Annotated in this window: 13 protein-coding genes, 1 tRNA gene, 1 rRNA gene and 1 pseudogene; 3 read left to right on the top strand and 13 right to left on the bottom strand. The window is 71.4% G+C overall.

Annotated features, from left to right (window positions below):
* The first annotated feature begins 23 nt into the window (after positions 1-23).
* A complete protein-coding gene (locus ACIQFZ_RS21225; protein WP_402691883.1) occupies positions 24-4,970 on the top strand; it encodes an ATP-dependent helicase in 4,947 nt (1,648 codons plus the stop codon).
* A 70-nt stretch (positions 4,971-5,040) separates the two neighbouring features.
* Positions 5,041-5,886 carry an Fpg/Nei family DNA glycosylase gene (locus ACIQFZ_RS21230; protein ID WP_402691884.1) on the top strand — a complete coding sequence of 282 codons (846 nt, stop codon included), beginning with the start codon at positions 5,041-5,043 and terminating at the stop codon, positions 5,884-5,886.
* A gap of 34 nt (positions 5,887-5,920) precedes the next feature.
* Here the strand turns inward: ACIQFZ_RS21230 and ACIQFZ_RS21235 are convergent, their stop codons facing one another.
* The 9 genes from ACIQFZ_RS21235 to ACIQFZ_RS21275 form a co-directional block, all read right to left on the bottom strand.
* Positions 5,921-6,355, bottom strand: a complete 435-nt coding sequence (locus ACIQFZ_RS21235) for a hypothetical protein (protein ID WP_402691885.1) — start codon at positions 6,353-6,355, stop codon at positions 5,921-5,923.
* Positions 6,356-6,567: 212 nt separating this feature from the next.
* Positions 6,568-6,945: a helix-turn-helix domain-containing protein gene (locus ACIQFZ_RS21240; protein WP_100570760.1), complete on the bottom strand. Its 378-nt coding sequence runs from the start codon at positions 6,943-6,945 to the stop codon at positions 6,568-6,570.
* Positions 6,946-7,054: 109 nt separating this feature from the next.
* The gene (locus ACIQFZ_RS21245; RefSeq protein ID WP_365776385.1) at positions 7,055-7,600 is read right to left on the bottom strand and encodes a CinA family protein; all 546 of its coding nucleotides are present in this window, start codon (positions 7,598-7,600) and stop codon (positions 7,055-7,057) included.
* Positions 7,597-8,433, bottom strand: coding sequence for a CDP-diacylglycerol--glycerol-3-phosphate 3-phosphatidyltransferase (gene pgsA / locus ACIQFZ_RS21250; RefSeq protein WP_365776387.1), 837 nt, complete (start codon positions 8,431-8,433; stop codon positions 7,597-7,599). Before pgsA ends, ACIQFZ_RS21245 begins: the two co-directional genes overlap by 4 nt.
* The gene (rimO, locus tag ACIQFZ_RS21255; RefSeq protein WP_365427070.1) at positions 8,430-9,902 is read right to left on the bottom strand and encodes a 30S ribosomal protein S12 methylthiotransferase RimO; all 1,473 of its coding nucleotides are present in this window, start codon (positions 9,900-9,902) and stop codon (positions 8,430-8,432) included. The genes pgsA and rimO overlap by 4 nt, the downstream gene beginning before the upstream one ends.
* 116 nt (positions 9,903-10,018) lie before the next feature.
* Positions 10,019-10,861 (bottom strand): RodZ domain-containing protein, encoded by an 843-nt coding sequence (locus tag ACIQFZ_RS21260; protein WP_365427067.1) that lies wholly within the window; start codon positions 10,859-10,861, stop codon positions 10,019-10,021.
* A gap of 279 nt (positions 10,862-11,140) precedes the next feature.
* Entirely contained in the window at positions 11,141-13,894 is a 2,754-nt protein-coding gene (locus ACIQFZ_RS21265) for a DNA translocase FtsK (RefSeq protein ID WP_402691886.1), read from the bottom strand.
* Between the two features lie 176 nt (positions 13,895-14,070).
* Positions 14,071-14,751 (bottom strand): two-component system response regulator, encoded by a 681-nt coding sequence (locus tag ACIQFZ_RS21270; protein ID WP_141357735.1) that lies wholly within the window; start codon positions 14,749-14,751, stop codon positions 14,071-14,073.
* A 291-nt stretch (positions 14,752-15,042) separates the two neighbouring features.
* On the bottom strand, positions 15,043-20,550 hold the full coding sequence (locus tag ACIQFZ_RS21275) for a HAMP domain-containing protein (protein ID WP_365429653.1): 5,508 nt from the start codon (positions 20,548-20,550) through the stop codon (positions 15,043-15,045).
* Positions 20,551-20,925: 375 nt separating this feature from the next.
* On the opposite strand from ACIQFZ_RS21275, the gene ACIQFZ_RS21280 reads away from it, so the two are divergent.
* Positions 20,926-23,679: a SpoIIE family protein phosphatase gene (locus tag ACIQFZ_RS21280; protein ID WP_365429651.1), complete on the top strand. Its 2,754-nt coding sequence runs from the start codon at positions 20,926-20,928 to the stop codon at positions 23,677-23,679.
* Positions 23,680-23,733: 54 nt separating this feature from the next.
* On the opposite strand, the gene ACIQFZ_RS21285 is transcribed toward ACIQFZ_RS21280, so the two are convergent.
* The 4 genes and pseudogenes from ACIQFZ_RS21285 to rrf form a co-directional block, all read right to left on the bottom strand.
* Positions 23,734-23,809: transfer RNA gene (locus ACIQFZ_RS21285), tRNA-Thr, on the bottom strand.
* Positions 23,810-23,850: 41 nt separating this feature from the next.
* On the bottom strand, positions 23,851-24,231 hold the full coding sequence (locus tag ACIQFZ_RS21290; protein WP_402691887.1) for a DegT/DnrJ/EryC1/StrS family aminotransferase: 381 nt from the start codon (positions 24,229-24,231) through the stop codon (positions 23,851-23,853).
* Between the two features lie 90 nt (positions 24,232-24,321).
* A pseudogene (locus tag ACIQFZ_RS21295) lies at positions 24,322-24,546 on the bottom strand (DegT/DnrJ/EryC1/StrS family aminotransferase); the annotation flags it as partial.
* A gap of 99 nt (positions 24,547-24,645) precedes the next feature.
* A 5S ribosomal RNA gene (gene rrf, locus ACIQFZ_RS21300) occupies positions 24,646-24,730 on the bottom strand; the annotation flags it as partial.

Raw genomic sequence — 24,730 nt, forward strand, 5'->3', positions numbered from 1 at the left:
GTGGCCGGGTGCACGATGGATTCATGGTCAGCGACGCACTCCGGGCCCTCGACGGCTTCTCCCCCGCGACCCGCGGCTGGTTCACGGGGGCCTTCTCCGCGCCCACCGCCGCCCAGGCGGGGGCGTGGCAGGCCATCGGCGAGGGCTCGGACGTGCTGGTGGTCGCCCCGACCGGCTCCGGAAAGACCCTCGCCGCCTTCCTCGCCGCACTCGACCAGCTCGCCTCCATCCCGCCCCCGGCCGATCCGAAGAAGCGCTGCCGGGTGCTGTACGTCTCCCCGCTCAAGGCCCTCGCCGTGGACGTGGAACGCAACCTGCGCAGCCCGCTGACCGGTATCCGCCAGGAGTCCGTCCGCCGCGGCCTGCCCGAACCGGAGGTGAAGGTCGGCATCCGCTCCGGCGACACCCCGGCGGCCGAGCGCCGCGCCCTGTCCACCCGCCCGCCGGACATCCTGATCACCACACCCGAGTCGCTGTTCCTGATGCTGACGTCGGCCACACGGGACGCGCTGACCGGTGTGGAGACGGTGATCCTGGACGAGGTGCACGCGGTGGCCGGCACCAAGCGCGGCGCGCACCTCGCGCTGTCCCTGGAGCGCCTGGACGAGCTGCTGCCGAGGCCCGCCCGCCGCATCGGCCTGTCCGCGACGGTCCGCCCGGTCGACGAGATCGCCCGCTATCTGTCGCCCCGCCGCAAGGTGGAGATCGTCCAGCCGGAGTCCGGCAAGGAGTTCGACCTGTCGGTGGTCGTCCCCGTCGAGGACCTGGGCGAGCTGGGCGGTTCCCCGGTCGCCGACGGCGGCGACCGGGCGGAGCGGCCCTCGATCTGGCCGCATGTCGAGGAGCGGATCACCGACCTGGTCCAGGCGCACCGCTCGACGATCGTGTTCGCCAACTCCCGCCGGCTCGCCGAGCGCCTGTGCAACCGGCTCAACGAGATCGCCTACGAGCGGGCCACCGGCGAGTCCCTGGACGAACACCACTCTCCCGCCGAGCTGATGGGCGGCTCCGGCGCGGCGCACGGCGCGCCGCCGGTCATCGCCCGCGCGCACCACGGCTCGGTCTCCAAGGAGCAGCGCGCCCTGGTCGAGGAGGACCTCAAGGCGGGCCGGCTCCCCGCGGTGGTCGCCACCTCCAGCCTGGAGCTGGGCATCGACATGGGCGCCGTCGACCTCGTCGTCCAGGTCGAGTCCCCGCCGTCCGTGGCCTCCGGACTGCAACGGGTGGGCCGCGCGGGACACCAGGTCGGCGCGGTCTCCACCGGCGTGGTCTTCCCGAAGTACCGCGGCGACCTGGTCCAGGCCGCGGTGGTCACCGAGCGGATGCGCTCCGGCTCCATCGAGTCCCTCAAGGTGCCCGCCAACCCGCTGGACGTCCTCGCCCAGCAGCTCGTGGCGATGACGGCGATGGACACCTGGCAGCTGGACGACCTGCTCGCCCTGGTCCGCCGGGCGGCGCCGTTCGCCTCACTGCCGGAGTCGGCGTTCACGGCCGTCCTGGACATGCTCGCCGGCCGCTACCCGTCCGACGCGTTCGCGGAGCTGCGCCCGCGCGTGGTGTGGGACCGCGTCGCGGGCACGATCACCGGCCGTCCCGGCGCGCAGCGCCTCGCCGTCACCTCCGGGGGCACGATCCCCGACCGCGGCCTGTTCGGGGTGTTCCTCGCCGGCTCGGACCCCAAGAAGGGCGGCGGCCGGGTCGGTGAGCTGGACGAGGAGATGGTCTACGAGTCCCGGGTCGGCGACGTCTTCACGCTCGGCACCAGCTCCTGGCGCATCGAGGACATCACGCGCGACCGGGTCCTGGTCTCGCCAGCGCCGGGCGTGCCGGGCCGACTGCCGTTCTGGAAGGGCGACCAGTTGGGCCGCCCGCTGGAGCTGGGTCGCGCGGTGGGCGCGTTCCTGCGCGAGGTCGGCTCCCTGGCGGAGGAGGACGCCCGGCTGCGTCTGCTGGCCGCCGGCCTCGACGCGTGGGCCGCGGACAACGTCCTGTCGTACCTGGAGGAGCAGCGCGCGGCCTGTGGGCATATCCCCGACGACCGGACGATCGTCGTGGAGCGCTTCCGCGACGAGCTGGGCGACTGGCGGGTCGTGGTGCACTCCCCCTTCGGCGCCCAGGTGCACGCCCCCTGGGCGCTGGCGCTCGGCGCCCGCCTGTCCGAGCGGTACGGCATGGACGCGCAGGTGATGCACGCCGACGACGGCATCGTGCTGCGCCTGCCCGACGCCGATCTGATGGGCCTGGACCTGCTCGACCAGGAGCCGGTGAAGGCCGGCCTGGAGTACGACGCGGAGCAGGCGCCCGTCGGGGCCGCGGACGTCACCTTCGACAAGGGCGAGGTCGACCAGGTCGTCACCGACCAGGTCGGCGGCTCGGCCCTGTTCGCCTCCCGCTTCCGCGAGTGCGCCGCTCGCGCGCTGCTGCTGCCGCGCCGCAACCCGGGCAGGCGCACCCCGTTGTGGCAGCAGCGCCAGCGCGCCGCCCAACTGCTCCAGGTGGCGAGCGAGTTCGGCTCGTTCCCGATCGTGCTGGAGGCGGTCCGCGAATGCCTCCAGGACGTCTTCGACGTGCCGGGCCTGGTCGAGCTGATGGGCGACGTCGAGTCGCGCAGGGTGCGCCTGGTCGAGGTCACCACCCCCGAGCCGTCCCCCTTCGCGCGATCGCTGCTGTTCGGGTACGTCGCCCAGTTCCTGTACGAGGGTGACTCGCCGCTCGCCGAGCGCCGCGCCGCCGCGCTGTCGCTGGACTCGCGGCTGCTGGCCGAGCTGCTGGGCCAGGCGGAGCTGCGCGAACTGCTCGACGCCGAGGTACTGGTGGAACTGGAGCGCGAGCTGCAGTGGCTGACCGAGGACCGCCGTGTGAAGGACGTCGAAGGCGTCGCCGACGTACTGCGGCTGCTCGGGCCGCTCTCGGAGGCCGAGCTGGCCGAGCGGGGCGCCGAGCCCGGCTGGGCGCGGGAGCTGGCCGGGGCCCGCCGTGCCATCCGGGTCCGGATCGCCGGAGCCGACCACTGGGCCGCGATCGAGGACGCGGGCCGGCTGCGCGACGCGCTCGGCACCGCCCTGCCGGTGGGCGTCCCGGAGGCGTTCACCGAGCCGGTGAAGGACCCCCTGGGCGACCTCCTGGCGCGCTACGCCCGCACCCACGGCCCGTTCACGTCGGCGGTGGCCGCGGCCCGCTTCGGCCTGGGCGTGGCGGTCACCGAGGGCGCGCTCCAGCGGCTCGCCGCGGGCGGCCGTGTCGTACAGGGCGAGTTCCATCCGGCCGGCATCGGCCAGGAGTGGTGCGACGCGACCGTGCTGCGTCGGCTTCGCCGGCGCTCGCTGGCCGCGCTGCGGCACGAGCTGGAGCCGGTGCCGCCGGCCGCGCTCGCGCAGTTCCTGCCCCAGTGGCAGCACATCGGCAAGGGGCACGGACTGCGCGGCGTCGACGGACTGGTGCGCGCCGTCGAGCAGTTGCAGGGCGCGTCCGTACCCGCCTCCGCGCTGGAAAAGCTGGTCCTGCCGTCCCGCGTGGCGAACTACACCCCGTCGATGCTGGACGAACTCACCGCGGCCGGCGAGGTGGTGTGGGCGGGCGCGGGCGCGCTGCCCGGAAAGGACGGCTGGGTCTCCCTGTACCTGGCGGACACGGCCCCGCTGCTCCTGCCCCCCTCGCACCCGCTGGAGCCGACCGCGCTCCACCAGTCGGTCCTGGACTCCCTCTCCGGCGGATACGGCCTGTTCTTCCGTCAGATCGCCGACCAGGTCCGCGCGACCACCCACCCCGAGGCCACGGATCCCCAACTGGCCGACGCGCTGTGGGACCTGGCGTGGTCCGGACGGCTCACCAACGACACGCTCGCCCCGATGCGCTCCCTGCTGGGCTCGGGCCGCACCGCGGGTTCCACCGCGCACCGGGCCAAGCGCGCGGTCCCGCGCGGGCGTTACGGATCGCTGACGGCCGCCGCCCGGACCGCGTCCCGCAGCGGCCCGCCGACCGTCGCCGGCCGCTGGTCGCTGCTGCCGGTCCGCGACCCCGACCCCACCGTGCGCGCCCACGCCCTGGCCCGTACGCTCCTCGACCGGCACGGCGTGATCACGCGGGGCGCGGTGGGGGCGGAGGGCGTCGAGGGGGGCTTCTCGGCGGTGTACCGGGTCCTGTCCGCCTTCGAGGACAGCGGCCAGGCCCGGCGGGGCTATGTGGTGGAGGGCCTGGGTGCCGCGCAGTTCGCGATGGACGGCGCGGTGGACCGACTGCGCGCGGTGGCGAACGCCCGTGAGCGGGGCGAGGGCCTGCCCGGCGCGGTCTCCGGGGGCGGTGGTCCCGACGGCTTCGGCTCCCCCGACGGCTCCCGGGGCCCCGGTGGCCTCGACTCCGGCTTCCCCGCCGCCGAACTCGGCGATGACTTCGACGGTGACCTCGGCGGCGACGTCGGCGGCGACGTCGACTGGCTGGACTCCGGCCGCCCGGCCCCCGGTGACTACGTCTCGCCCCGGGACCTCGCCGCACCGGGTCGCGGTGGCCCGAGGGGCGGCGGGTCGGCCTTCCCGTACGGCAACGGCTTCGGTGACCACCGTGCCCGTACCGCCGCCACCGGGCCCCGAGGGGCCGTCCTCGCCGCCGCCGACCCCGCGAACGCCTACGGCGCCGCCCTGTCCTGGCCCGAGCCGCCGACCGGCGCGGGACACAAGCCGGGCCGCAAGGCCGGCTCCCTGGTGGTGCTCGTCGACGGCGAACTGGCGCTGTACATGGAGCGCGGCGGCAAGACGCTGCTGGCCTGGCCGGCCGACGCGGACGGCGCGGCCGGTGACGACTCGCGTCTGCGGGCGGCCGCCGAGGCGCTCGCCGCGGCCGCCCGCGCGGGCTCGCTGGGCACGGTGACGGTGGAGCGGATCAACGGGGCCTCGGCCCTGACCTCCCCCCTCGGCGCCCTCCTGGAAGGAGCGGGTTTCATAGCGACCCCGCGCGGACTGCGCCTGCGCGCCTGATCCGGGCCGCGGGAGCCACCCCCACGCGCACCCGTACGTGTCGCCCACCCGCACGTGTCACCCTTGACCCATGCCCGAAGGCGACACGGTCTGGCAGACCGCGAGGCGGTTGCACGACGCCCTCGCGGGCAAGGTGCTGACCCGCAGCGACTTCCGGGTGCCGAAGTACGCCACGGTCGACCTCACCGGCCGGGCCGTCCTGGACGCCGTCTCCCGCGGCAAGCACCTGCTCACCCGTTTCGAGGGCGGTCTGACGCTGCACTCGCACCTGCTGATGGAGGGCGCCTGGAAGGTGTACGGCACCGGCGAGCGTTGGAAGGGCGGCCCCGGCCACCAGATCCGCGCCGTGCTCGGCACCGCCGACCGCGCGGCCGTCGGCTACCGCCTCCAGGTCCTGGAACTGCTGCGCACCTCGGAGGAGGACCGCACCGTCGCCCACCTCGGCCCGGACCTCCTCGGCCCCGACTGGGACCCCGACCTGGCCCTGGCCAACCTCCTGGCCGACCCGGGCCGCCCGCTCGGCGAGGCCCTGCTGGACCAGCGCAATCTCGCCGGCATCGGCAACGTCTACAAGAGCGAGCTGTGCTTCCTGCTCGGCGTGACCCCGTGGCTGCCTGTGAGCGCCCTGCCCGCCGACCGCGCCGCGAAGCTGCCCGCCCTGGCCAAGAGGCTCCTGGAGGCCAACCGCGACCGCGTCGTCCGCCGGACCACCGGCCTGCGAGGCCAGGACCTGTTCGTGTACGGCCGGGCGCCGCGCCCGTGTCTGCGCTGCGGCACCTCCGTCCGGGTGGCCGACCAGGGCGACGGCTCCCAGGAGCGGCCCACGTTCTGGTGTCCGAGCTGCCAGGCAGGCCCCGCACCGCCGCCGGGCACCGCGCAGAGGTGGCGGGACCGCTATCACCGCGCCACGGGCTGATATCGCCGCGCCACCGCTTGACCAGTCCCGTCCTTCACGACGTCCCGGGTTCCTCGTCCGAACGGTGAGGCGGCGATGACGTCGCGGCGCCGAACGGCCATCCCCCGCCGGCGGACGGCGGCCCCCCGAAGACGCCGTACGGCCACTCTCCGGAGGCGGGAAACAACGCCCCACCGCCGTCCGCGGGCGCCGACGCCTCAGGCCCCTTGTCCACCTCCACGTCCGGCCCCACGTCCGGCCCCACGTCCGCCCCCACGTCCGCCCCCACGTCCGGCTCTTGTTTCGGCCCCACCTTGCGGCCCTCCTTGGGCACGCAGTGCACGGGCAGCAGGCTCAGACCCCATCCCCCGGCTGTGACAGCCCCCTCCAGCACCCCCGCCTCGCCCGACAGCAGCAGCCGCAGCACCGCCCACCACCACACCGCGCCGAGCCCCAGAGCGGCCCCCCAGCGCACTATCGGCCCCGCCATCGCACCCACCGCCACCTCCAGCCGACGCCGGACCGCCGCACTGGCCTCCACGATGGCGGCACCGCCCGGCACCGGCAAACGGGCGCGGCGAAACCCGCCGTAAACCCCCGGACAAGGTGAAGGCCCCGGCCGTGCCCCTCCGGGTCTCCCCGAAGAAGCCCCGACCGGGGCCTCACTCACGTGTGCGTAGGTTCACGCGCGCGTGCGACTGGTCACGCGGCGACCACGTCCACCGCCTCGGCGGCGGGCGCCTTGATGGTCACCCGTTCCGGTGGCACACCGGTCACCGACACGGAACCCAGCATCGGGCGAACCGGCGTGGGCACGGGCTCGGTGGCCGCAGCAGACTGGGCCAGCTCGGCGAGGGCGAGCTCGTCGCTCACTTCCCGCATGAGCTCGGACATCCGTACGTCCAGCGCGTCGCAGATGGCGGCGAGCAGCTCGGAGGACGCCTCCTTCTGCCCCCGCTCCACCTCGGATAGATAGCCGAGCGAGACTCGGGCGGACGAGGAGACTTCGCGCAGAGTACGGCCCTGGCGCTGGCGCTGCCGACGCAGCACGTCACCCAGCAGGCGACGGAGCAGAATCATCGGTGGCTCCCTCCTCGGACCGCGTAGCCGCATCCTTCACGCCCCACCGTACCGCCTTGCGCCGCGGCCGTGCGGGGAGCGATGTCGTGTTCACTCAGGGCTGCAAACATCAAAACCCCCCGTTCCGTTCCGTATCCTGTGCCCGCTCATTTCCGGTCTGTTCGCCCGCGATCTGCTCCAAAAGCAGTGCGAGCACGCTCCGTACACTCTCCATACGAATTTCCGCCCGGCCGCCGTTCAACCGCAGTGCGGACGTTTTCCCGCCATGTTCGGCGCCGGTTTCCGTCACGCGCGGACCGGCCACGGCCACGAAGACCGTCCCGACCGGCTGCCCGTCCTGGGGGTCGGGACCGGCGACGCCGGTGGTCGCGATGCCCCAATCGGCTTCCAGGGCCTTCCGCACCCCGGCCGCCATCTGGGCCGCGACCTGCGGATCCACCGCTCCCCGCTCGGCCAGCAGGGTGGCGTCGACGCCGAGCAGCCGGTGCTTGAGCTCGGTGGCGTAGGCGGTGACCGAGCCCCGGAACACCTTCGATGCCCCCGGCACCGCGGTGATCTCCGCCGCGACCAGGCCACCGGTCAGCGACTCGGCCACGGCGACCGTCTCGCCCCTCACCGTGAGTAGTCTCACTACATCGACGGCCGGCGAACTCACGCTTGCGACTCCTCCAACGCGGCACGCTGCTCGGCGATTCCCCGCCTGCGCAGCACGATGGCCTGTCTCACATAGTCGAGGCCCGTGACCACGGTCAGCACGACCGCCGCGGCCATCACCCAGAACCTCAACGTGGCCAGCCAACCCGTCAGCGCCAGTACGTACATCCCGACGGCCACGCCCTGCGTGAGCGTCTTCAGCTTGCCGCCGCGGCTCGCGGGGATGACGCCGTACCGGATGACCAGGAAGCGCAGGAGCGTGATCCCCAGTTCCCGGCCGAGGATCACCCCGGTCACCCACCAGGGCAGATCGCCGAGCCCGGAGAGGCAGATCAGCGCCGCCCCCATGATCGCCTTGTCGGCTATGGGATCAGCGATCTTCCCGAAGTCGGTGACGAGGTCGTACGTCCGCGCCAGATGGCCGTCGAACAGGTCGGTGATCATGGCGATGGCGAAGGCCGCCCAGGCCAGCGACCGCCACGCCGGGTCGTACCCGCCCTCGGCCAGCATCAGGGCCACGAAGCAGGGCACGAGAAGCAGCCGGAGCATGGTCAGCAGATTGGCGACGTTCCACACACTCGCCTGGTTCACGGCGGCGGCCGCGATCTTTCCGCCCCGCGGTGCCTTGCCGGAGCCCTGCGCCGTCGCGGTCTCACCCGTCGCGTCCGTCGCACCGGAATCGGCAGGAGTGGCGGAAGCGGCAGGACGGGAGACCTGGGAGGCGCGGGAAGCGCCCGAAGCCCCGTCGGCACCGGCGCGGCGCGAAGCCGCCCCTGTGGCCCTCCCCTGTGCGCTCGAGGAGCCGCCCGCGGCGGATGCCGGGACTCCCGTCATCTGCCCGCCTCCTCGCTCCACGCGAACGCGCCCGCCAGCGGCTCGGCCACCAGGTCGACGCCTTCCGTACCGACCACCTTCGCCTCGACCATACGACCCACGTCCAGGTCCTCACCGCCGGCGAGCACCACCTGGCCGTCCGTCTCCGGTGCCTGGTGCGCCGCCCGGCCGCGGACGCCCTCCTCGGCGTCCACGGACTCGACCAGCACGTTCACCGTCTGACCGACGCGCTCCTCGGCCCGCTGGGAGACGAGCTCCTCGGCCAGCCGGGAGACACGCGCCAGCCGCTCGGCGACGACGTCCTCGTCGAGCTTGCCGTCGTACGTCGCCGCCTCCGTGCCCTCCTCGTCGGAGTAGCCGAAGACGCCGATGGCGTCCAGCCGCGCACCGTTCAGGAACCGCTCGAGCTCGGCCAGGTCGGCATCGCTCTCGCCGGGGAAGCCGACGATGAAGTTGGACCGCACGCCGGCCTCGGGGGCCTTGGAGCGGATGGTGTCGAGCAGCTCCAGGAAGCGGTCGGTGTCGCCGAAGCGGCGCATGGCGCGCAGCACGCCGGGCGCGGAGTGCTGGAACGACAGGTCGAAGTAGGGGACGACCTTCGGGGTGGAGGTCAGGACGTCGATCAGCCCGGGACGCATCTCGGCCGGCTGGAGGTAGCTCACCCGCACCCGCTCGATGCCCTCGACCTCGGCGAGCTCGGGCAGCAGGGACTCCAGGAGGCGGATGTCGCCGAGGTCCTTGCCGTAGGAGGTGTTGTTCTCGGAGACCAGCATGACCTCCTTGACGCCCTGCTCGGCCAGCCACCGCGTCTCGTTCAGCACATCGCTGGGGCGGCGGGAGATGAACGAGCCACGGAAGGACGGGATGGCGCAGAAGGAGCAGCGCCGGTCGCAGCCGGAGGCGAGCTTGACCGAGGCGACCGGGGCGCCGTCCAGGCGGCGGCGCAGCGGCGCGCGCGGGCCGGAGGCCGGGGCGACACCTTCCGGGAGGTCCGTGGGGCCGTGCCCCGGAATGGCCACCTCCGTGCCGGCGTCCTGCCGCTCGGCCGGGCTGATCGGCAGGAGCCTGCGGCGGTCGCGCGGGGTGTGCGCGGCGTGGATACCGCCGCTCAGGATCGTCTGGAGGCGGTCGGAGATGTCCGCGTAGTCGTCGAAGCCGAGCACGCCGTCGGCCTCCGGGAGGGCCTCGGCGAGCTCCTTGCCGTACCGCTCGGCCATGCAGCCGACCGCGACCACCGCCTGCGTTCTGCCGTGGTCCTTGAGATCGTTGGCCTCGAGGAGGGCGTCGACGGAGTCCTTCTTGGCGGCCTCCACGAAGCCACAGGTGTTGACCACGGCGACGTCCGCTTCCGCGGCGTCCTCCACGAGCTGCCAGCCGTCCGCCTCCAAACGGCCTGCGAGCTCCTCCGAGTCCACCTCGTTACGGGCGCAGCCGAGAGTGACGAGTGCGACGGTACGGCGTTCAGGCATGGGCTCAAGACTACTTTGTCTCTCCGACCGCCCAAGTCGACGGGGTTGGCCGATCTTGGCCAACCCCGTACTTGCCTGTCTGTTCGGCCCTTTGTGTACGGGCCGCTCGCCTACCGCTACCCGACCTGCGGGTCGCCCTTGGTGTACGTGAGGCGTTCCACGGCGCCCGGCTGGAACTGGTCCTCGATCTTCTTGCCGTTGACGTACAGCTGGACCGAGCCTGCGTCGCCGAGGATCAGGTTGATCTTGGAGCTGTCCTGGAAGGTCTTGGACTCGCCCTTCTGCAGGAGCCCGTCGAAGAGCATCCGGCCGTTGTGGTCCTTGGCCGAGATCCAGCTGCGCCCGTTGTCGGCGCTGACCTGCACGGTGACCTTGTCCTGCGGCGCGGCCGCGATGGCGCTGTCGGACGGCGCCGGTGCCGGATCGGCGGACTTGGTGCTCTTCGGCGTGGGCGAGGCCGACCTGCCGGCCGTGGGCGTGGAGCCCTCGCCGATCTGCCCCTTGGCGCCGGTGTCGTCACTGCCGCCCTTGACGGCCGTGAAGCCGACGAAGCCGATCACGACGACGATCGCCGCGACCATGGCCGCGGTCCAGTTGGGCCCGCGCCGCTCCGGGCGGATGCGTTCCGCCTCGAACAGGGGGGCGGCCGGGGTCGGGGCGGGGCGGCCGCCGTGCTCGGCGTCGAAGCGCGCGATCAGCGGGGCCGGGTCGAGCCGCACGGCCTTCGCCAGGTTCCGGATGTGACCGCGGGCGTAGACGTCGCCACCGCAGGGCGCGAAGTCGTCGGCCTCGATGGCGTGCACGATGGCGACGCGGACCCGGGTGGCGCTGCTGACGTCGTCGACGGTCAGCCCGGCGGCCAACCGCGCCTCCTTCAGGGCACGGCCGACGGAGGGGCGGGCTTCCTCGGAAACGTCTTCGAAGGGACGCTCGTCTTCAGGGGAGTTGCCGATGGACACGGGGGCGCCTTTCGAGCGTGTAGCCGCCTGTGCTGGAGGTTCAGTCTAGAGATGTGCCAAAGGGTGAAGCGACCCGGCGGTGGGACTTTGTACGCCATCGGAATGGCCGGACAAGCCGATGGTGGGACAGATGTAGCGTCCAGGGCGGGACCCGCACCGGTCCACTCGCTCAACTTGACGTACGCCCAGGCGAAACGGTTGCTCGTCGCTCGCTAACGGGTGGATCACGGTCCACGCGTCCACCCGCGGCGAGCACATCCGCCGGACGGCGTCTTCCTGCTACCCCTCAGACTCCCCGCGAATCACGGCAAGCACGCCGTCCAGCTCGTCGGGCTTCACAAGAACGTCACGCGCCTTGGATCCCTCGCTGGGTCCGACGACGCCGCGGGACTCCATGAGGTCCATCAGCCGTCCCGCCTTGGCGAAGCCGACGCGCAGCTTGCGCTGAAGCATGGACGTCGAGCCGAACTGCGTGGAGACGACCAGCTCGGCCGCCTGGCACAGCAGGTCGAGGTCGTCGCCGATGTCCTCGTCGATCTCCTTCTTCTGCTTGGTGCCGACGACGACGTCGTCCCGGAAGACCGGCGCCATCTGGTCCTTGCAGTGCTGGACGACCTCCTGGACCTCCGCCTCGGTCACGAACGCGCCCTGAAGACGGGTCGGCTTGCTCGCCCCCATCGGCAGGAACAGCCCGTCGCCCTTGCCGATCAGCTTCTCCGCGCCGGGCTGGTCGAGGATGACGCGCGAGTCGGCCAGCGAGGAGGTGGCGAACGCGAGCCGCGAGGGCACGTTCGCCTTGATCAGACCGGTGACCACGTCGACCGAGGGGCGCTGGGTGGCGAGGACCAGGTGGATGCCGGCGGCGCGCGCGAGCTGGGTGATGCGCACGATCGCGTCCTCCACGTCGCGCGGCGCGACCATCATCAGGTCGGCGAGCTCGTCCACGATCACCAGCAGGTACGGGTACGGCTTCAGCTCCCGTTCGCTGTCCTCCGGCGCCTTGACCTTGCCGTTGCGCACGGCCTCGTTGAAGTCGTCGATGTGCCGGAACCCGTACGCCGCCAGGTCGTCGTAGCGCAGATCCATCTCGCGCACGACCCACTGCAGAGCCTCGGCGGCCCGCTTGGGGTTGGTGATGATCGGCGTGATCAGGTGCGGAATGCCCTCGTACGCGGTCAGTTCGACGCGCTTGGGATCGACGAGGACCATGCGCACGTCCTCCGGGGTCGCCCGCATCATGACCGAGGTGATCAGGCAGTTGATGCAGGAGGACTTGCCGGAACCAGTGGCGCCGGCGACGAGGATGTGCGGCATCTTCGCGATGTTGGCCATCACGTAGCCGCCCTCGACGTCCTTGCCGAGCGCGACGAGCATCGGGTGGTCGTCCCCGGCGGCGTCCGCGAGGCGCAGCACGTCCCCGAGGTTCACCATCTCCCGGTCGGTGTTGGGGATCTCGATGCCGACCGCGGACTTGCCGGGGATCGGGCTGATGATCCGCACGTCCGGGCTGGCGACGGCGTACGCGATGTTCTTGGTCAGCGCAGTGATCCGCTCGACCTTCACGGCGGGCCCGAGTTCGACCTCGTAGCGCGTGACCGTCGGGCCGCGGGTGAACCCGGTGACCCGGGCGTCGACCTTGAACTCGGTGAAGACGTTGGTGAGCGAGTCGACGATGGCGTCGTTGGCCGCGCTGCGCGCCTTGCCCGGACCGCCCCGCTCCAGCAGGTCCAGGGAGGGGAGGGAGTAGGTGATGTCGCCGGAGAGCTGGAGCTGCTCGGCGCGCGCCGGCAGGTCGCGGGGCTGGGGCGGCGGGGTCTTCGTGAGGTCGGGGACCCCGGACTGCTTCTGTCCGGCGGGACGACGGGTCGGCGGGTCCTGTGCGGACCCCCCGCTCCGGCCGTCCTGGCCGGGGCGCGCGGAGGGCACGGGCGTCGGGGTGGTGCTCTCCCCGCGGTCGCCCACGCCGACGCCCTGGGTGAGGTCCGCGACGATCGGCGAGGGCGGCATGCCGTGCAGCACCGCGCCGTCGAGTGCGGCGGCGGCAGCGGCGGCGACGTCCACGGCGTCCATCCGCCGTTCCATGTCCGGCTGCGGCACCGCCGAGCGACGGGGACGGGTACGCCGCTTGGAGAGGGCCTCCTGCTCCGCCGCGTCGGGGTCGTAATCCTGGGGGGCGCTCGACTGCTTGCGGGAGCGCGCGGGCAGCGCCTCGCGCCACTGCTCCTCGTAGCGCGCGTCGTCGTCGCTGTACTCGTCGGCCTCCGGGTCGTGCACGATGCCGAGCCGCACGCCGAGCAGCCGCAGCCGCTGCGGGATCGCGTTGACCGGGGTCGCGGTGACGACCAGCAGGCCGAACACCGTGAGCAGCACGAGCAGCGGTACGGCGAGGACCTCGCCCACGGCGTAGGTCAGCGGGGTCGCCGCGCCCCAGCCGATGAGCCCGCCGGCGTCCCTTATCGCCTGCATGCCGTCGCTGCGGGCGGGCGAGCCGCAGGCGATGTGGACCTGCCCCAGCACGCCGATCACCAGGGCGGACAGTCCGATGACGATCCGTCCGTTGGCGTCGGGCTTCTCGGGATGCCGGATGAGGCGGACGGCGATGACCGCGATCAGGATCGGCACCAGCAGGTCCAGCCGGCCGAAGGCACCGGTCACCAGGATCTCGACCAGGTCGCCGACGGGCCCGCGCAGATCGGCCCAGGTGCCGGCGGCGACGATCAGGGCGACGGCGAGCAGCAGCAGGGCGATGCCGTCCTTGCGATGCGCGGGGTGGAGGTTCTTGGCGCCCTGCCCCACTCCGCGGAAGACGGCGCCGACGGCGTGCGCGAGCCCGAGCCAGAGGGCGCGCACCACCCGGTACACGCCCCCCGTCGGACTGGGCGCCGGCCGGGCCGCGGGTTTGCCCGCGGCCTTTTTGGCCGGCGCCTTCCTGGCGGGGGACTTCTTCGCGGCGGCCTTCCTCGCCGGAGCCGCCCCGGAAGCGGCGGCCTTCTTCGCGGGCTGCTTCTTGGCTGCGGAGGGACGTGAGGCCATGGGTGTGAGGTTACCGGTGGAGACGACAGTGGACACGTGCGCCCGTTGCTTCACCCGTTCGTGTCGGGTCGGGAGAGGAGCCGAGCTGACACGCCCTCAAGAGCTGTACGTCACGGGGAGCATGGCCCGATCCCGCCGCTCGCCGCGTGGGCCGGGCCTGCGCCCCGGATTCGGACTCAGCCCTGCGAAGGCACCGAGGATGTGCTCCCCGCGCCCGGCTCCAGCGCGTCCAGGGCACGTCGCAGACCTGTCAGCTTGCGCTCCAGGTGGGCCGCCGTGGCCACCGCCGCCGCGTCGGCGGACTCGTCGTCCAACTGCTTGGACAGGGCCTCCGCCTGCTCCTCGACGGCAGCGAGGCGGGCGGAGAGTTCGGCGAGCAGACCGGCCGACTCCTTGCCGTCGCCCACCGCGCCTTTGCCGCCGCCCTCCAACTGGAGCCGCAGCAGGGCCGCCTGCTCCTTCAGCTGACAGTTCTTCATGTACAGGTCCACGAAGACCGAGACCTTCGCGCGCAGCACCCACGGGTCGAACGGCTTGGAGATGTAGTCCACCGCGCCCGCCGCGTAGCCGCGGAAGGTGTGGTGGGGGCCGTGGTTGATCGCGGTGAGGAAGATGATCGGGATGTCCCGGGTCCTCTCCCGCCGCTTGATGTGCGCGGCCGTCTCGAAGCCGTCCATGCCCGGCATCTGGACGTCCAGCAGAATGACCGCGAAGTCGTCCGTGAGCAGCGCCTTGAGCGCTTCCTCCCCGGACGATGCCCGCACCAGCGTCTGATCGAGCGCAGAGAGGATGGCCTCCAGCGCCAGCAGATTCTCCGGCCGGTCATCGACCAGGAGGATCTTGGCCTTCTGCACCATGGCCCGCCCTCCTCGCCCCGGCTTGGGGCCGCCCCTGTCCGCAGGAACCGGGGAGGCACCGGCGGGTGCCGCCCCCGGGGACGACTCCCTTGCGCCGCCCGTCCTTGTGCCGGTCATCGTAGCCGCACCCCGCCCGTCGCCACACCCTGTCACCGTGATGTCACTGTGCACCTGGCGGAAACGCCGCGGGAGACCAGAAGGTTCCCCGGATTCCGCACCTCTACACGGCTTCCGGGCCTCCGAGTCGACAACGCCCCACACCCTCCGAACGTTCCGGTCACCGGTCCGCCGTCACTCCCCGCTCATCCACTGCCCCATCACGCTCAGCAGATGATCGGGGTCCACGGGCTTGGTCACGTAGTCGGAGGCGCCCGACTCGATCGCCTTCTCCCGATCGCCCTTCATCGCCTTCGCGGTCAGCGCGATGATCGGCAGCCCGGCGAACTGCGGCATCCGCCGGATCGCCGTGGTCGTCGCATAACCGTCCATCTCGGGCATCATGATGTCCATCAGGACGACCGCCACATCGTCGTGCTGCTCCAGCACCTCGATGCCCTCGCGGCCGTTCTCGGCGTACAGCACGGACAGGCCGTGCTGCTCCAGGACGCTGGTCAGGGCGAAGACGTTGCGGATGTCGTCGTCGACGATGAGCACCTTCTCGCCGCCGAACCGGATGTCACGGTGCCCCTGCGGGACGGTCTCCGGCTCCGCCGGGCCCGACGACGCCACCACCCACTGGTCCTGGAACGGCCGCCCGTGCCGCGCCGGCCTGTGGTCGACGGTGGGCAGGGCCTTGCGGCGGCGCCGGAAGAGCGCGGCGGGGCCGCTCTGCGTCTCCTGGTACGACTTCACCTCCGCCGGCGTCTCGACGTGCGCGGCGGCCTGCCCGGACGGGCCCGGTTCGGGGGCGGCGACCAGTTCGCCGGCGTCCAGCACGGAGCCGGGCTGCTGGTAGCCCTGCGGCGGCAACTCCCCCGGGTGCAGCGGCAGGTACAGGGTGAACGTCGAGCCGCGGCCCGGCTCGCTCTGGGCGTGGATCTCACCGCCGAGCAGTTGCGCGATCTCCCGCGAGATGGACAGCCCGAGGCCGGTACCACCGTACTTGCGGCTGGTGGTGCCGTCGGCCTGCTTGAACGCCTCGAAGATCACCCGCATCTTGCTGGCCGCGATGCCGATTCCGGTGTCGGTGACGGAGAAGGCGATCAGGCCCGCGTCCGGGTCGGCCAGCGAGCCGGCCTCCAGCAACTGCTCGCGGATCGGCTGCGGAACGTCGTCCCGGGCGGGACGGATGACCAGCTCCACCGACCCGGAGTCGGTGAACTTCACCGCGTTGGACAGCAGGTTGCGCAGTACCTGGAGCAGCCGCTGCTCGTCGGTGTGCAGGGTCACGGGCAGCTCCGGCGACACCCGTACGGACAGGTCGAGGCCCTTCTCCGCGGTCAGCGGGCGGAAGGTGGCCTCCACGTAGTCGATGAGCTGGACGAGCGCGATGCGCGTCGGGGAGACGTCCATCTTGCCCGCCTCGACCTTCGACAGGTCCAGGATGTCGTTGATCAGCTGAAGCAGGTCGGAGCCGGCGCCGTGGATCGTCTCGGCGAACTCGACCTGCTTCGGGGAGAGGTTGCCCTCGGCGTTGTCTGCGAGCAGTTTGGCCAGAATCAGCAGGGAGTTGAGCGGCGTACGCAGCTCGTGCGACATGTTGGCCAGGAACTCGCTGCGGTAGCGCATGGAGACGGCGAGCTGTTCGGCGCGCTCCTCCAGGACCTGCCGGGCCTCCTCGATCTCGGAGTTCTTCGCCTCGATGTCGCGGTTCTGCTGGGCCAGCAGCTCGGCCTTCTCCTCCAGTTCGGCGTTGGATGCCTGAAGCGCCTTCTGCCGCTGCTCCAGCTCCTCCGACCTCAGCCGCAGTTGCTCGGTCAGCTCCTGCGACTGCTTCAGCAGCAGTTCGGTCTTGGTGTTGACGGAGATGGTGTTGACGCTGGTGGCGATCATCTCCGCGATCTGGTTCAGGAAGTCCTTCTGGATGTGGGTGAACGGCGTGAACGAGGCCAGCTCGATGACGCCGAGCACCGTCCCCTCGAACAGCACCGGCAGCACGATCACCTGCGCGGGCGGCGCCTCGCCGAGCCCGGAGGAGATCTTCAGATAGCCGCTGGGCGCGTTCTCGACGAGGATGGTCCGCTTCTCCTCCGCGGCGGTCCCGATCAGCGCCTCGCCCGGCCGGAACGACGTCGGCATCGAGCCCAGCGAGTAGCCGTAGGAACCCAGCATCCGCAGCTCGTAGGAGTCGTCGCCCTCGCTCCCGAGGTCCGTGTCGTCGGCGAGCGGCATGGCGACGAAGAAGGCGCCGTGCTGTGCCGAGACCACCGGCGTCAGCTCGCTCATGATCAGCGAGGCCACGTCCTGGAGGTCGCGGCGGCCCTGCATCAGCGCGGAGATCCGGGCGAGGTTGCCCTTGAGCCAGTCCTGCTCCTTGTTGGCGATCGTGGTGTCGCGCAGGTTGGCGATCATCTTGTTGATGTAGTCCTGGAGCTCCTGGATCTCGCCGGAGGCGTCCACGTCGATCTTCAGGTTCAGGTCGCCGCGGGTGACCGCGGTCGCCACGCGCGCGATGGCGCGCACCTGCCGGGTGAGGTTCCCGGCCATCTCGTTCACGGACTCGGTCAGGTCCCGCCAGGTGCCGTCGACGTCACGCACGCGTGCCTGGCCGCCGAGCTGGCCCTCGGTGCCCACCTCGCGGGCGACCCTGGTGACCTCCTCGGCGAAGCTGGACAGCTGGTCGACCATCGTGTTGATGGTCGTCTTCAGCTCCAGGATCTCCCCGCGCGCGTCGATGTCGATCTTCTTGGTCAGATCGCCCTTGGCGATGGCGGTGGTGACCATGGCGATGTTGCGCACCTGACCCGTCAGGTTGGACGCCATCTGGTTCACGGACTCGGTGAGGTCCTTCCAGGTGCCGGCCACCCCCGGGACGTACGCCTGGCCGCCGAGGATGCCGTCCGTGCCCACCTCGCGGGCCACCTTGGTGACCTGGTCGGCGAACGAACTCAGCGTCTTCACCATGGTGTTGAACGTGTCCGCGAGCTGCGCGACCTCACCGCGCGCCTCGATGGTCACCGTCCGCGTCAGATCGCCGTTGGCGACCGCGGCCGCGACCTGGGAGATGTTGCGCACCTGCATGGTCAGGTTGTTGGCCATCAGGTTGACGTTGTCGCTGAGGTCCTTCCAGATGCCCACGGCACCGGCCACGTGCGCCTGGCCGCCGAGGATGCCCTCCGTGCCCACCTCGCGCGCCACCCGCGTGACCTGCTCGGCAAAGGACGACAGCTGGTCGACCATCGTGTTGACGGTGGTGACGAGCTCGAGGATCTCGCCCTTGGCGTCGACGGTGATCTTCTTCGACAGGTCGCCCTTGGCGACGGCGGTCGTGACCTCGGCGATGTTGCGCACCTGGCTGGTCAGGTTGTTCGCCATGAAGTTCACGGACTGGGTGAGGTCCTTCCAGGTGCCGGAGACGCCCTGGACCTCGGCCTGACCGCCGAGGATGCCCTCCGTGCCCACCTCACGGGCCACCCGCGTGACTTCCTGGGCGAACGAGGAGAGCTGGTCGACCATCGTGTTCAGGGTGTTCTTCAGCTCCAGGATCTCCCCGCGCGCGTCCACGGTGATCTTCTGCGAGAGGTCACCGCGGGCCACGGCGGTGGCGACCTGGGCGATGTTGCGCACCTGGGCGGTGAGGTTGCCGGCCATGCCGTTCACGGAGTCCGTGAGGTCCCGCCACACACCGGCGACGCCGGGCACCTGCGCCTGACCGCCCAGACGCCCCTCCGTGCCCACCTCGCGGGCGACCCGGGTGACCTGGTCGGCGAAGGCGGAGAGCTGGTCGACCATCGTGTTGATGGTGTTCTTCAGCTCCAGGATCTCCCCGCGCGCGTCGACGTCGATCTTCTGCGACAGGTCGCCGCGGGCCACGGCCGTCGTCACCTGGGCGATCTGGCGCACCTGGGAGGTGAGGTTGCCGGCCATGAAGTTGACGGAGTCGGTGAGCTCCTTCCAGGTGCCGGACACACCGTCCACGCGGGCCTGACCGCCCAGGCGGCCCTCCGTGCCCACGTCCCGGGCCATCCGGGTCACCTGGTCGGCGAACGACGACAGCTGGTCCACCATCCTGTTCACGGTGTTCTTCAGCTGGAGCATCTCGCCGGAGACGTCCACGGTGACCTTCTGCGACAGATCACCGTTGGCCACGGCCGTCGTCACCTGGGCGATGTTCCTCACCTGCCCGGTGAGGTTGCGGAACGCGGTGTTGACGGAGTCGGTGAGGTCCTTCCAGGTGCCCGCGGCGCCCGCCACCTGCGCCTGACCGCCCAGCTCGCCCTCGACCCCGATCTCCCGCGCCACCCGCGTGACCTCGGCGCCGAAGGACGACAGCTGGTCGACCATGCCGTTGACGGTGTTCTTCAGCTCCAGCATCTCGCCGGCCACGTCGACGGTGACCTTCTGCGACAGGTCGCCGCTGGCGACGGCCGTCGTCACGGTGGCGATGTCCCTCACCTGTGTGGTGAGGTTCCGGAACACCGTGTTGACGGAGTCCGTCAGGTCCTTCCAGGTGCCGGCCACCCCCGGCACGTTCGCCTGCCCGCCCAGGCGGCCCTCGGCGCCGACCTCGTTGGCCACCCGTGTGACCTCGTCCGCGAAGATGCGCAGCGTCTCGGTCATCTGGTTGATCGTGTCGGCGAGCTGCGCGACCTCGCCACGCGCCGGAACGGTCACCTTCTGCGACAGGTCGCCGTTCGCCACGGCGGTGGTGACCTGGGCGATCCCGCGCACCTGCGCCGTCAGGTTGCCGGCCATCAGGTTCACCGAGTCGGTGAGTTCCTTCCAGGTGCCGTCGACCCCGGGCACATGCGCCTGACCCCCGAGGATGCCGTCCGTGCCCACCTCACGGGCGACCCGCGTCACCTCGGAGGAGAACGCGGAGAGCTGGTCCACCATCGTGTTGACGGTGTTCTTCAGCTCCAGCATCTCGCCGGCGACGTGGACGGTCACCTTCCGTGACAGATCGCCCTTGGCCACCGCCGTGGTGACCAGCGCGATGTCCCGCACCTGCGCCGTCAGCCGGGACGCCATGGTGTTGACGGAGTCCGTGAGGTCCTTCCACGATCCGGACAGACCGCGCACCCGCGCCTGCCCGCCCAGCTTGCCCTCCGTACCCACCTCGCTGGCCACGCGCGTGACCTCGTCGGTGAACGTCGACAACTGGTCGACGAGGTTGTTGACGGTCCGTCCGACCTTCAGGAACTCGCCGCGCAGCGGATGCCCGGCCCCCTCCGGCACCTGCGTGCGCAGTTCCATGCGCGGCGACAGATCGCCCTCGGCGACCGCGGTGAGGACCCGGCCGACCTCGGAGACCGGTCGTACGAGATCGTCGACCAGCGCGTTGGAGTGGTCGATCGCGGTCGCCCAGGAGCCCTCGCAGGCGCCCGTCTCCAGCCGCTCGGTGAGTTTTCCCTCACGTCCGACCATGCGCCGCACCCGCGACAACTCGCCCGTCAGATGCAGATTGCGGTCGGCCACCTCGTTGAAGACGGCCGCGATCTCCGACATCACGCCGTCCCCGGACACCGTGAGCCGCCTGCGGAAATTGCCGTCACGCATCGACACCAGAGCGGCCAGCAGTCGGTTCAGGGAAGCCGTGTCCACCTCGGTGGTCCCGTTGCGCGTCGTGCGCCGGTTCTTCGGGGACTGTCCGCCTTTCGCGCGCGGCTTCGTGCCCCGCGTCGCTGCGCCAGACTCCACTGTGTCCCTCCCGCAGGGGTCGACCGTTACCGCCGTGCTGCGGTACGCCTGGTCGCGTACCGGTTACTGCTGCGTATTCCTGTCCGATGTAATCAGCCCACAGGGAGAGCTGCTGCCCTGGGTGCAGAGAACACACTCAGCCTGCCCGGACCTTCACCAGAAGCCTGCCCAGTGTTTCACCCCGGTCGAACCAGGCCATAACAGTTCGGCAGCTTCGCACACCCTCCGCACACCTTTGGGGCGGAAACACTGGCGACCGGCATCCGCGTGGACGGTGAAGGTAAGTAACCTTGCATGGGGCTGTCCAGCCGCACCGGTCCGTCCGGCCTGGACGGTGGCACGGGAACGAGCGGGCATCGGAGGGCGGCCGCAGACATGACCACCGGAGTGATCCCCGGGGGACAGCCCCCGGAGCCACAGCCGAACGGCCCGCAGCTGCCGGAACAGCGGCGCGAGCCCATCGGCCACCAGGGTCTGCACGTCGACGACCGGACAAGGAGTTCTGTGATCACCGCGCGCGCGGCCGCCAGTTTCGATCCCCTGGGGCGTTCGGTCGCGACCGCCCGGTCCTTCGTCCGCGACACCCTCCAGGGATGGGGCTTCGGCGACATCGTCGACGACGCCGTGGTCCTCACCAGCGAACTGGTCACCAACGCCGTCGTCCACGCCGGAACCGCGGCCGACGTGCTGTGCCTGCGCAGCGACGACGGAGCGCGCATCGAGGTGTCCGACCGCTACCCCGAACGCGAGCTCCCCGTGCAGAGCTCGGCGATCAACATGGGCAGCCCCGACCGCGAGGGCGGCCGCGGCCTGCAACTGTGCGCGGCCCTGGCCGGCCGCTGGGGCGTGGAGTACACGCCGACGCACAAGAAGGTCTGGTTCCAACTGGACCTGCCCGAGCGCCCGGTCGGTGCCCGCACCGCCGGCCCCTGCCTGCCCGCCGACCTCCTCCCGCTCGCCGACAGCCGGGTCCGTGTGGCCGTCGTCCAGATCGAACGCAGCGGCTCCATCAGCGCCTGGAACGAGGACGCCGAGGAGCTGTTCGGCTACGCCTCCAAGCAGGTCACCGGCAGGCCGCTCACCGACCTCGCCGCCTGGCCGCACACCCCCGGCACCAGCACCGGCATCGCCGAGGCGCTCCAACTCTCCCGTTGGGAGGGCAGCTACGGCATCCGCGGCGCCCACGGCCGCGTCATCCCCGTCTACGCCTCCCACCTCCGCGTCCGCGACACCGACGGCGAGCCCTCCACGGTCTGCCTGCTCGTACGGGACCACGAACGGGCCGTACTCCAGACCCCGTTGCGCCTCCCGGCGTCCGCCGACGCGGGCAGCGCCACCGAGGGCCCCAGCGCCGACCCCTTCGAGGTCTTCATCGGCTCTCCCGCCCCTGACGACCTCGACGGCCTGCTGCAACGCACGGTGGAACGCGCCCGCGACATGCTCGACGGCGACGCCGCCTTCCTCCTACTGGCCACTGACGACGAAACGGAGTTGGAGGTCCGCGCCTCCACCGGCCTGCCCTCCGCGCGCCAGCGTTTCGCCCGCGTCCCCGTCGAGGCGGGCCCCGGCCGCTACGGCTCCGCACGGATGCCGGCCGTCCACGACGACCTCACCGCCGTCCCGGGCGCCGTCCCCCTCCTCAACAGCACGGGCATGCGCTCGGTCGTCACGGTCCCGCTGAAGGTCGAGGGCCGCCTCACCGGCTCCCTCGGCGTCGCCGCGGAGGCACCCGGCCGGTACTCCAACGAGGAGGCGCTGCGCCTCCAGTTCGCCGCCGACCGCATCGCCCTGGCCGTCGAGTCGGCCCGCCTGGGCGAACTGGAGCGGCTGCGCCGCGGCTCCCTCAGCTTCCTCGTCGAGGCCTCCGACCTGCTGGCCGGCACCCTGGACCGCGACCAGACCCTCGCCCTGATGGCTCAGATGACGGTCCCGACCCTGGCCACCTGGTGCGCCGTCTACACGATCGCCGACCAGGCCTCCGACCCCTACCTGTCCTATGTCCTGCACGAGGACGAGGAACTGATCGACGGCATCAAGTCCCTGCTGTCCAAGATCGCCCCGCCGGACCCGGTTCCCACGCCTGGAGCACGCGTGTGGACCGCTCCCGGCGAGGCCGCCCACCAGGCGGCCCTGCGCAGCTCCATGCGCAGCCTCAGCCTGGGCGACTCCCACCACCACATCGGCACGATCATCGGACCGACCCTCGCCACGGCCTCCGCGGTCGGCGGCGAGACGGTCGTCCTGCCGCTGGTCGCCCGCAACCGCGTCATCGGCATGCTCACCCTGGGCAAGCCCACCGACGAGCACTTCCGCCAGGAGATCCTGGAACTGGCCGAGGACCTGAGCCGCCGTGCCGCCCTCGCCCTGGACAACGCCCGCCTGTACTCGGAGCGCACGGCCATCAGCCAGTCGCTTCAGCGCAGCCTCCTGCCGCCGGGGCTCCCCGACGTCGAGGGCGTGGAGGTCGAGGTCATCTACCGAGCGGCCGGTGAGGGCAACGAGGTCGGCGGCGACTTCTACGACCTCTTCCCCATCCGTGACGGCGCCTACGGCTTCGCCATCGGCGACGTCTGCGGTACGGGCCCGGAGGCGGCCGCGGTGACCGGCCTGGCCCGGCACGCGCTCAGGCTGCTGGCCCGTGAGGGCTTCGGCGGCCCGGCGGTGCTGGAGCGCCTGAACTCCGCGATCCTCGACGAGGGCGCCCGCAGCCGCTTCCTCACACTCCTGTACGGCGAGTTGTGGCCGCAGGAGGACGGCAGTGCCCGGCTGAAGGTGGTCTGTGCCGGCCATCCGCTGCCGCTACGTCTGCGTCAGGACGGCACGGTGGAGCCGGCCGCCGACCCCCAGCCGCTGCTCGGCGTCATGGAGGACCTGGAGCTGTACGAGCAGACGATCACGCTGGACCCGGGCGATGTGCTGCTGTGCGTCACGGACGGCGTCACCGAGCGCCGTGAGGGCACCCGCATGCTGGGCGACGACGGTCTCGCCGACGTGCTCACCACCTGTACGGGCCTGACGGCCGGTGCGGTGGCGGCCCGCATCATGCGCGCGGTGGAGCGCTTCGCCTCGGACGCCCCGTCCGACGACATGGCGATCCTCGCGATGCGGGTGCCGGGTCTCCAGCAGTAGGGCGCCACAGGGCATGGAAAAGGCCCTCACCCGATGGGTGAGGGCCTTTTCCGTTGGAGCCCCCAAACGGAATCGAACCGTTGACCTTCTCCTTACCATGGAGACGCTCTACCGACTGAGCTATAGGGGCCTGTCGCCTTTTCGAGGTTTCCCCCGCGGCAACGGAATAGATCATACCCCGAACAGGGCGGTGCTCCCAACCATGATCGGTCCGCCGAGCGCGTTGCACACCGAGACGATCCGCTGCATCTCCCGCCGCGTCAACGAGGCGTCCACGGGCAGCGCGAGCGTCTCCTCGGCGGCCCGCTCGGTCTCCGGCAGAGACACGCACCGACGGAACTCCGGCAGCCGGTGCACGGGGGTCTTCACGGGCACCCGGCAGTCAACTCCCCTGGCCCGTATGGCGCGTGCGTAGGCGTCCCGGTCCGGCCGGCCGTTCCCCGGCACCCGCACCACGTACTGCTGATAGGTGTGCCCGTCACCACCGTCGGGCATCCGCACGCCCCGCAGCTTGGTGTCCAGATAGGCGGCACGCTCCCTGCGCCGCGCCATCTCGTCGTACGGCGCCTCGGACTCGCCCTGCTCCAGTACCAGCAGCCCGTGCCGCCGGCCCATCTCGTGCAGCCGCCCCATGTCGGCGGATCGGCCGAAGCGATGCACGACGACCACGGCCACCGTGCGCGAGGTCAGGGCCTGTTCGATGGTGGAAACGTCGAGGCAGTACGTCATCGGGTCTATGTCGGCGAACACCGGCAGCGCGCCTACCTGTGTCACGGCCTCGGCGACTTCCACGTTACCGAACGCCGGCACGACGACCTCGTCACCGACTCCGACGCCGGCGGCCCTGAGCAGAGCAGCAATACCCATGAGGCGGATGCTGGTTGCGCAACATGAACTTCAAGTAACGGAAAACAAAAAAGGGTTGGACCCGGAACCGAAGTTCGGGGTCCAACCCTTTTAAAATTTGTTCGGCGGCGTCCTACTCTCCCACAGGGTCCCCCCTGCAGTACCATCGGCGCTGTGAGGCTTAGCTTCCGGGTTCGGTATGTAA

The sequence above is a fragment of the Streptomyces sp. NPDC093064 genome, assembly GCF_044754605.1.
Lineage (GTDB): Bacteria > Actinomycetota > Actinomycetes > Streptomycetales > Streptomycetaceae > Streptomyces.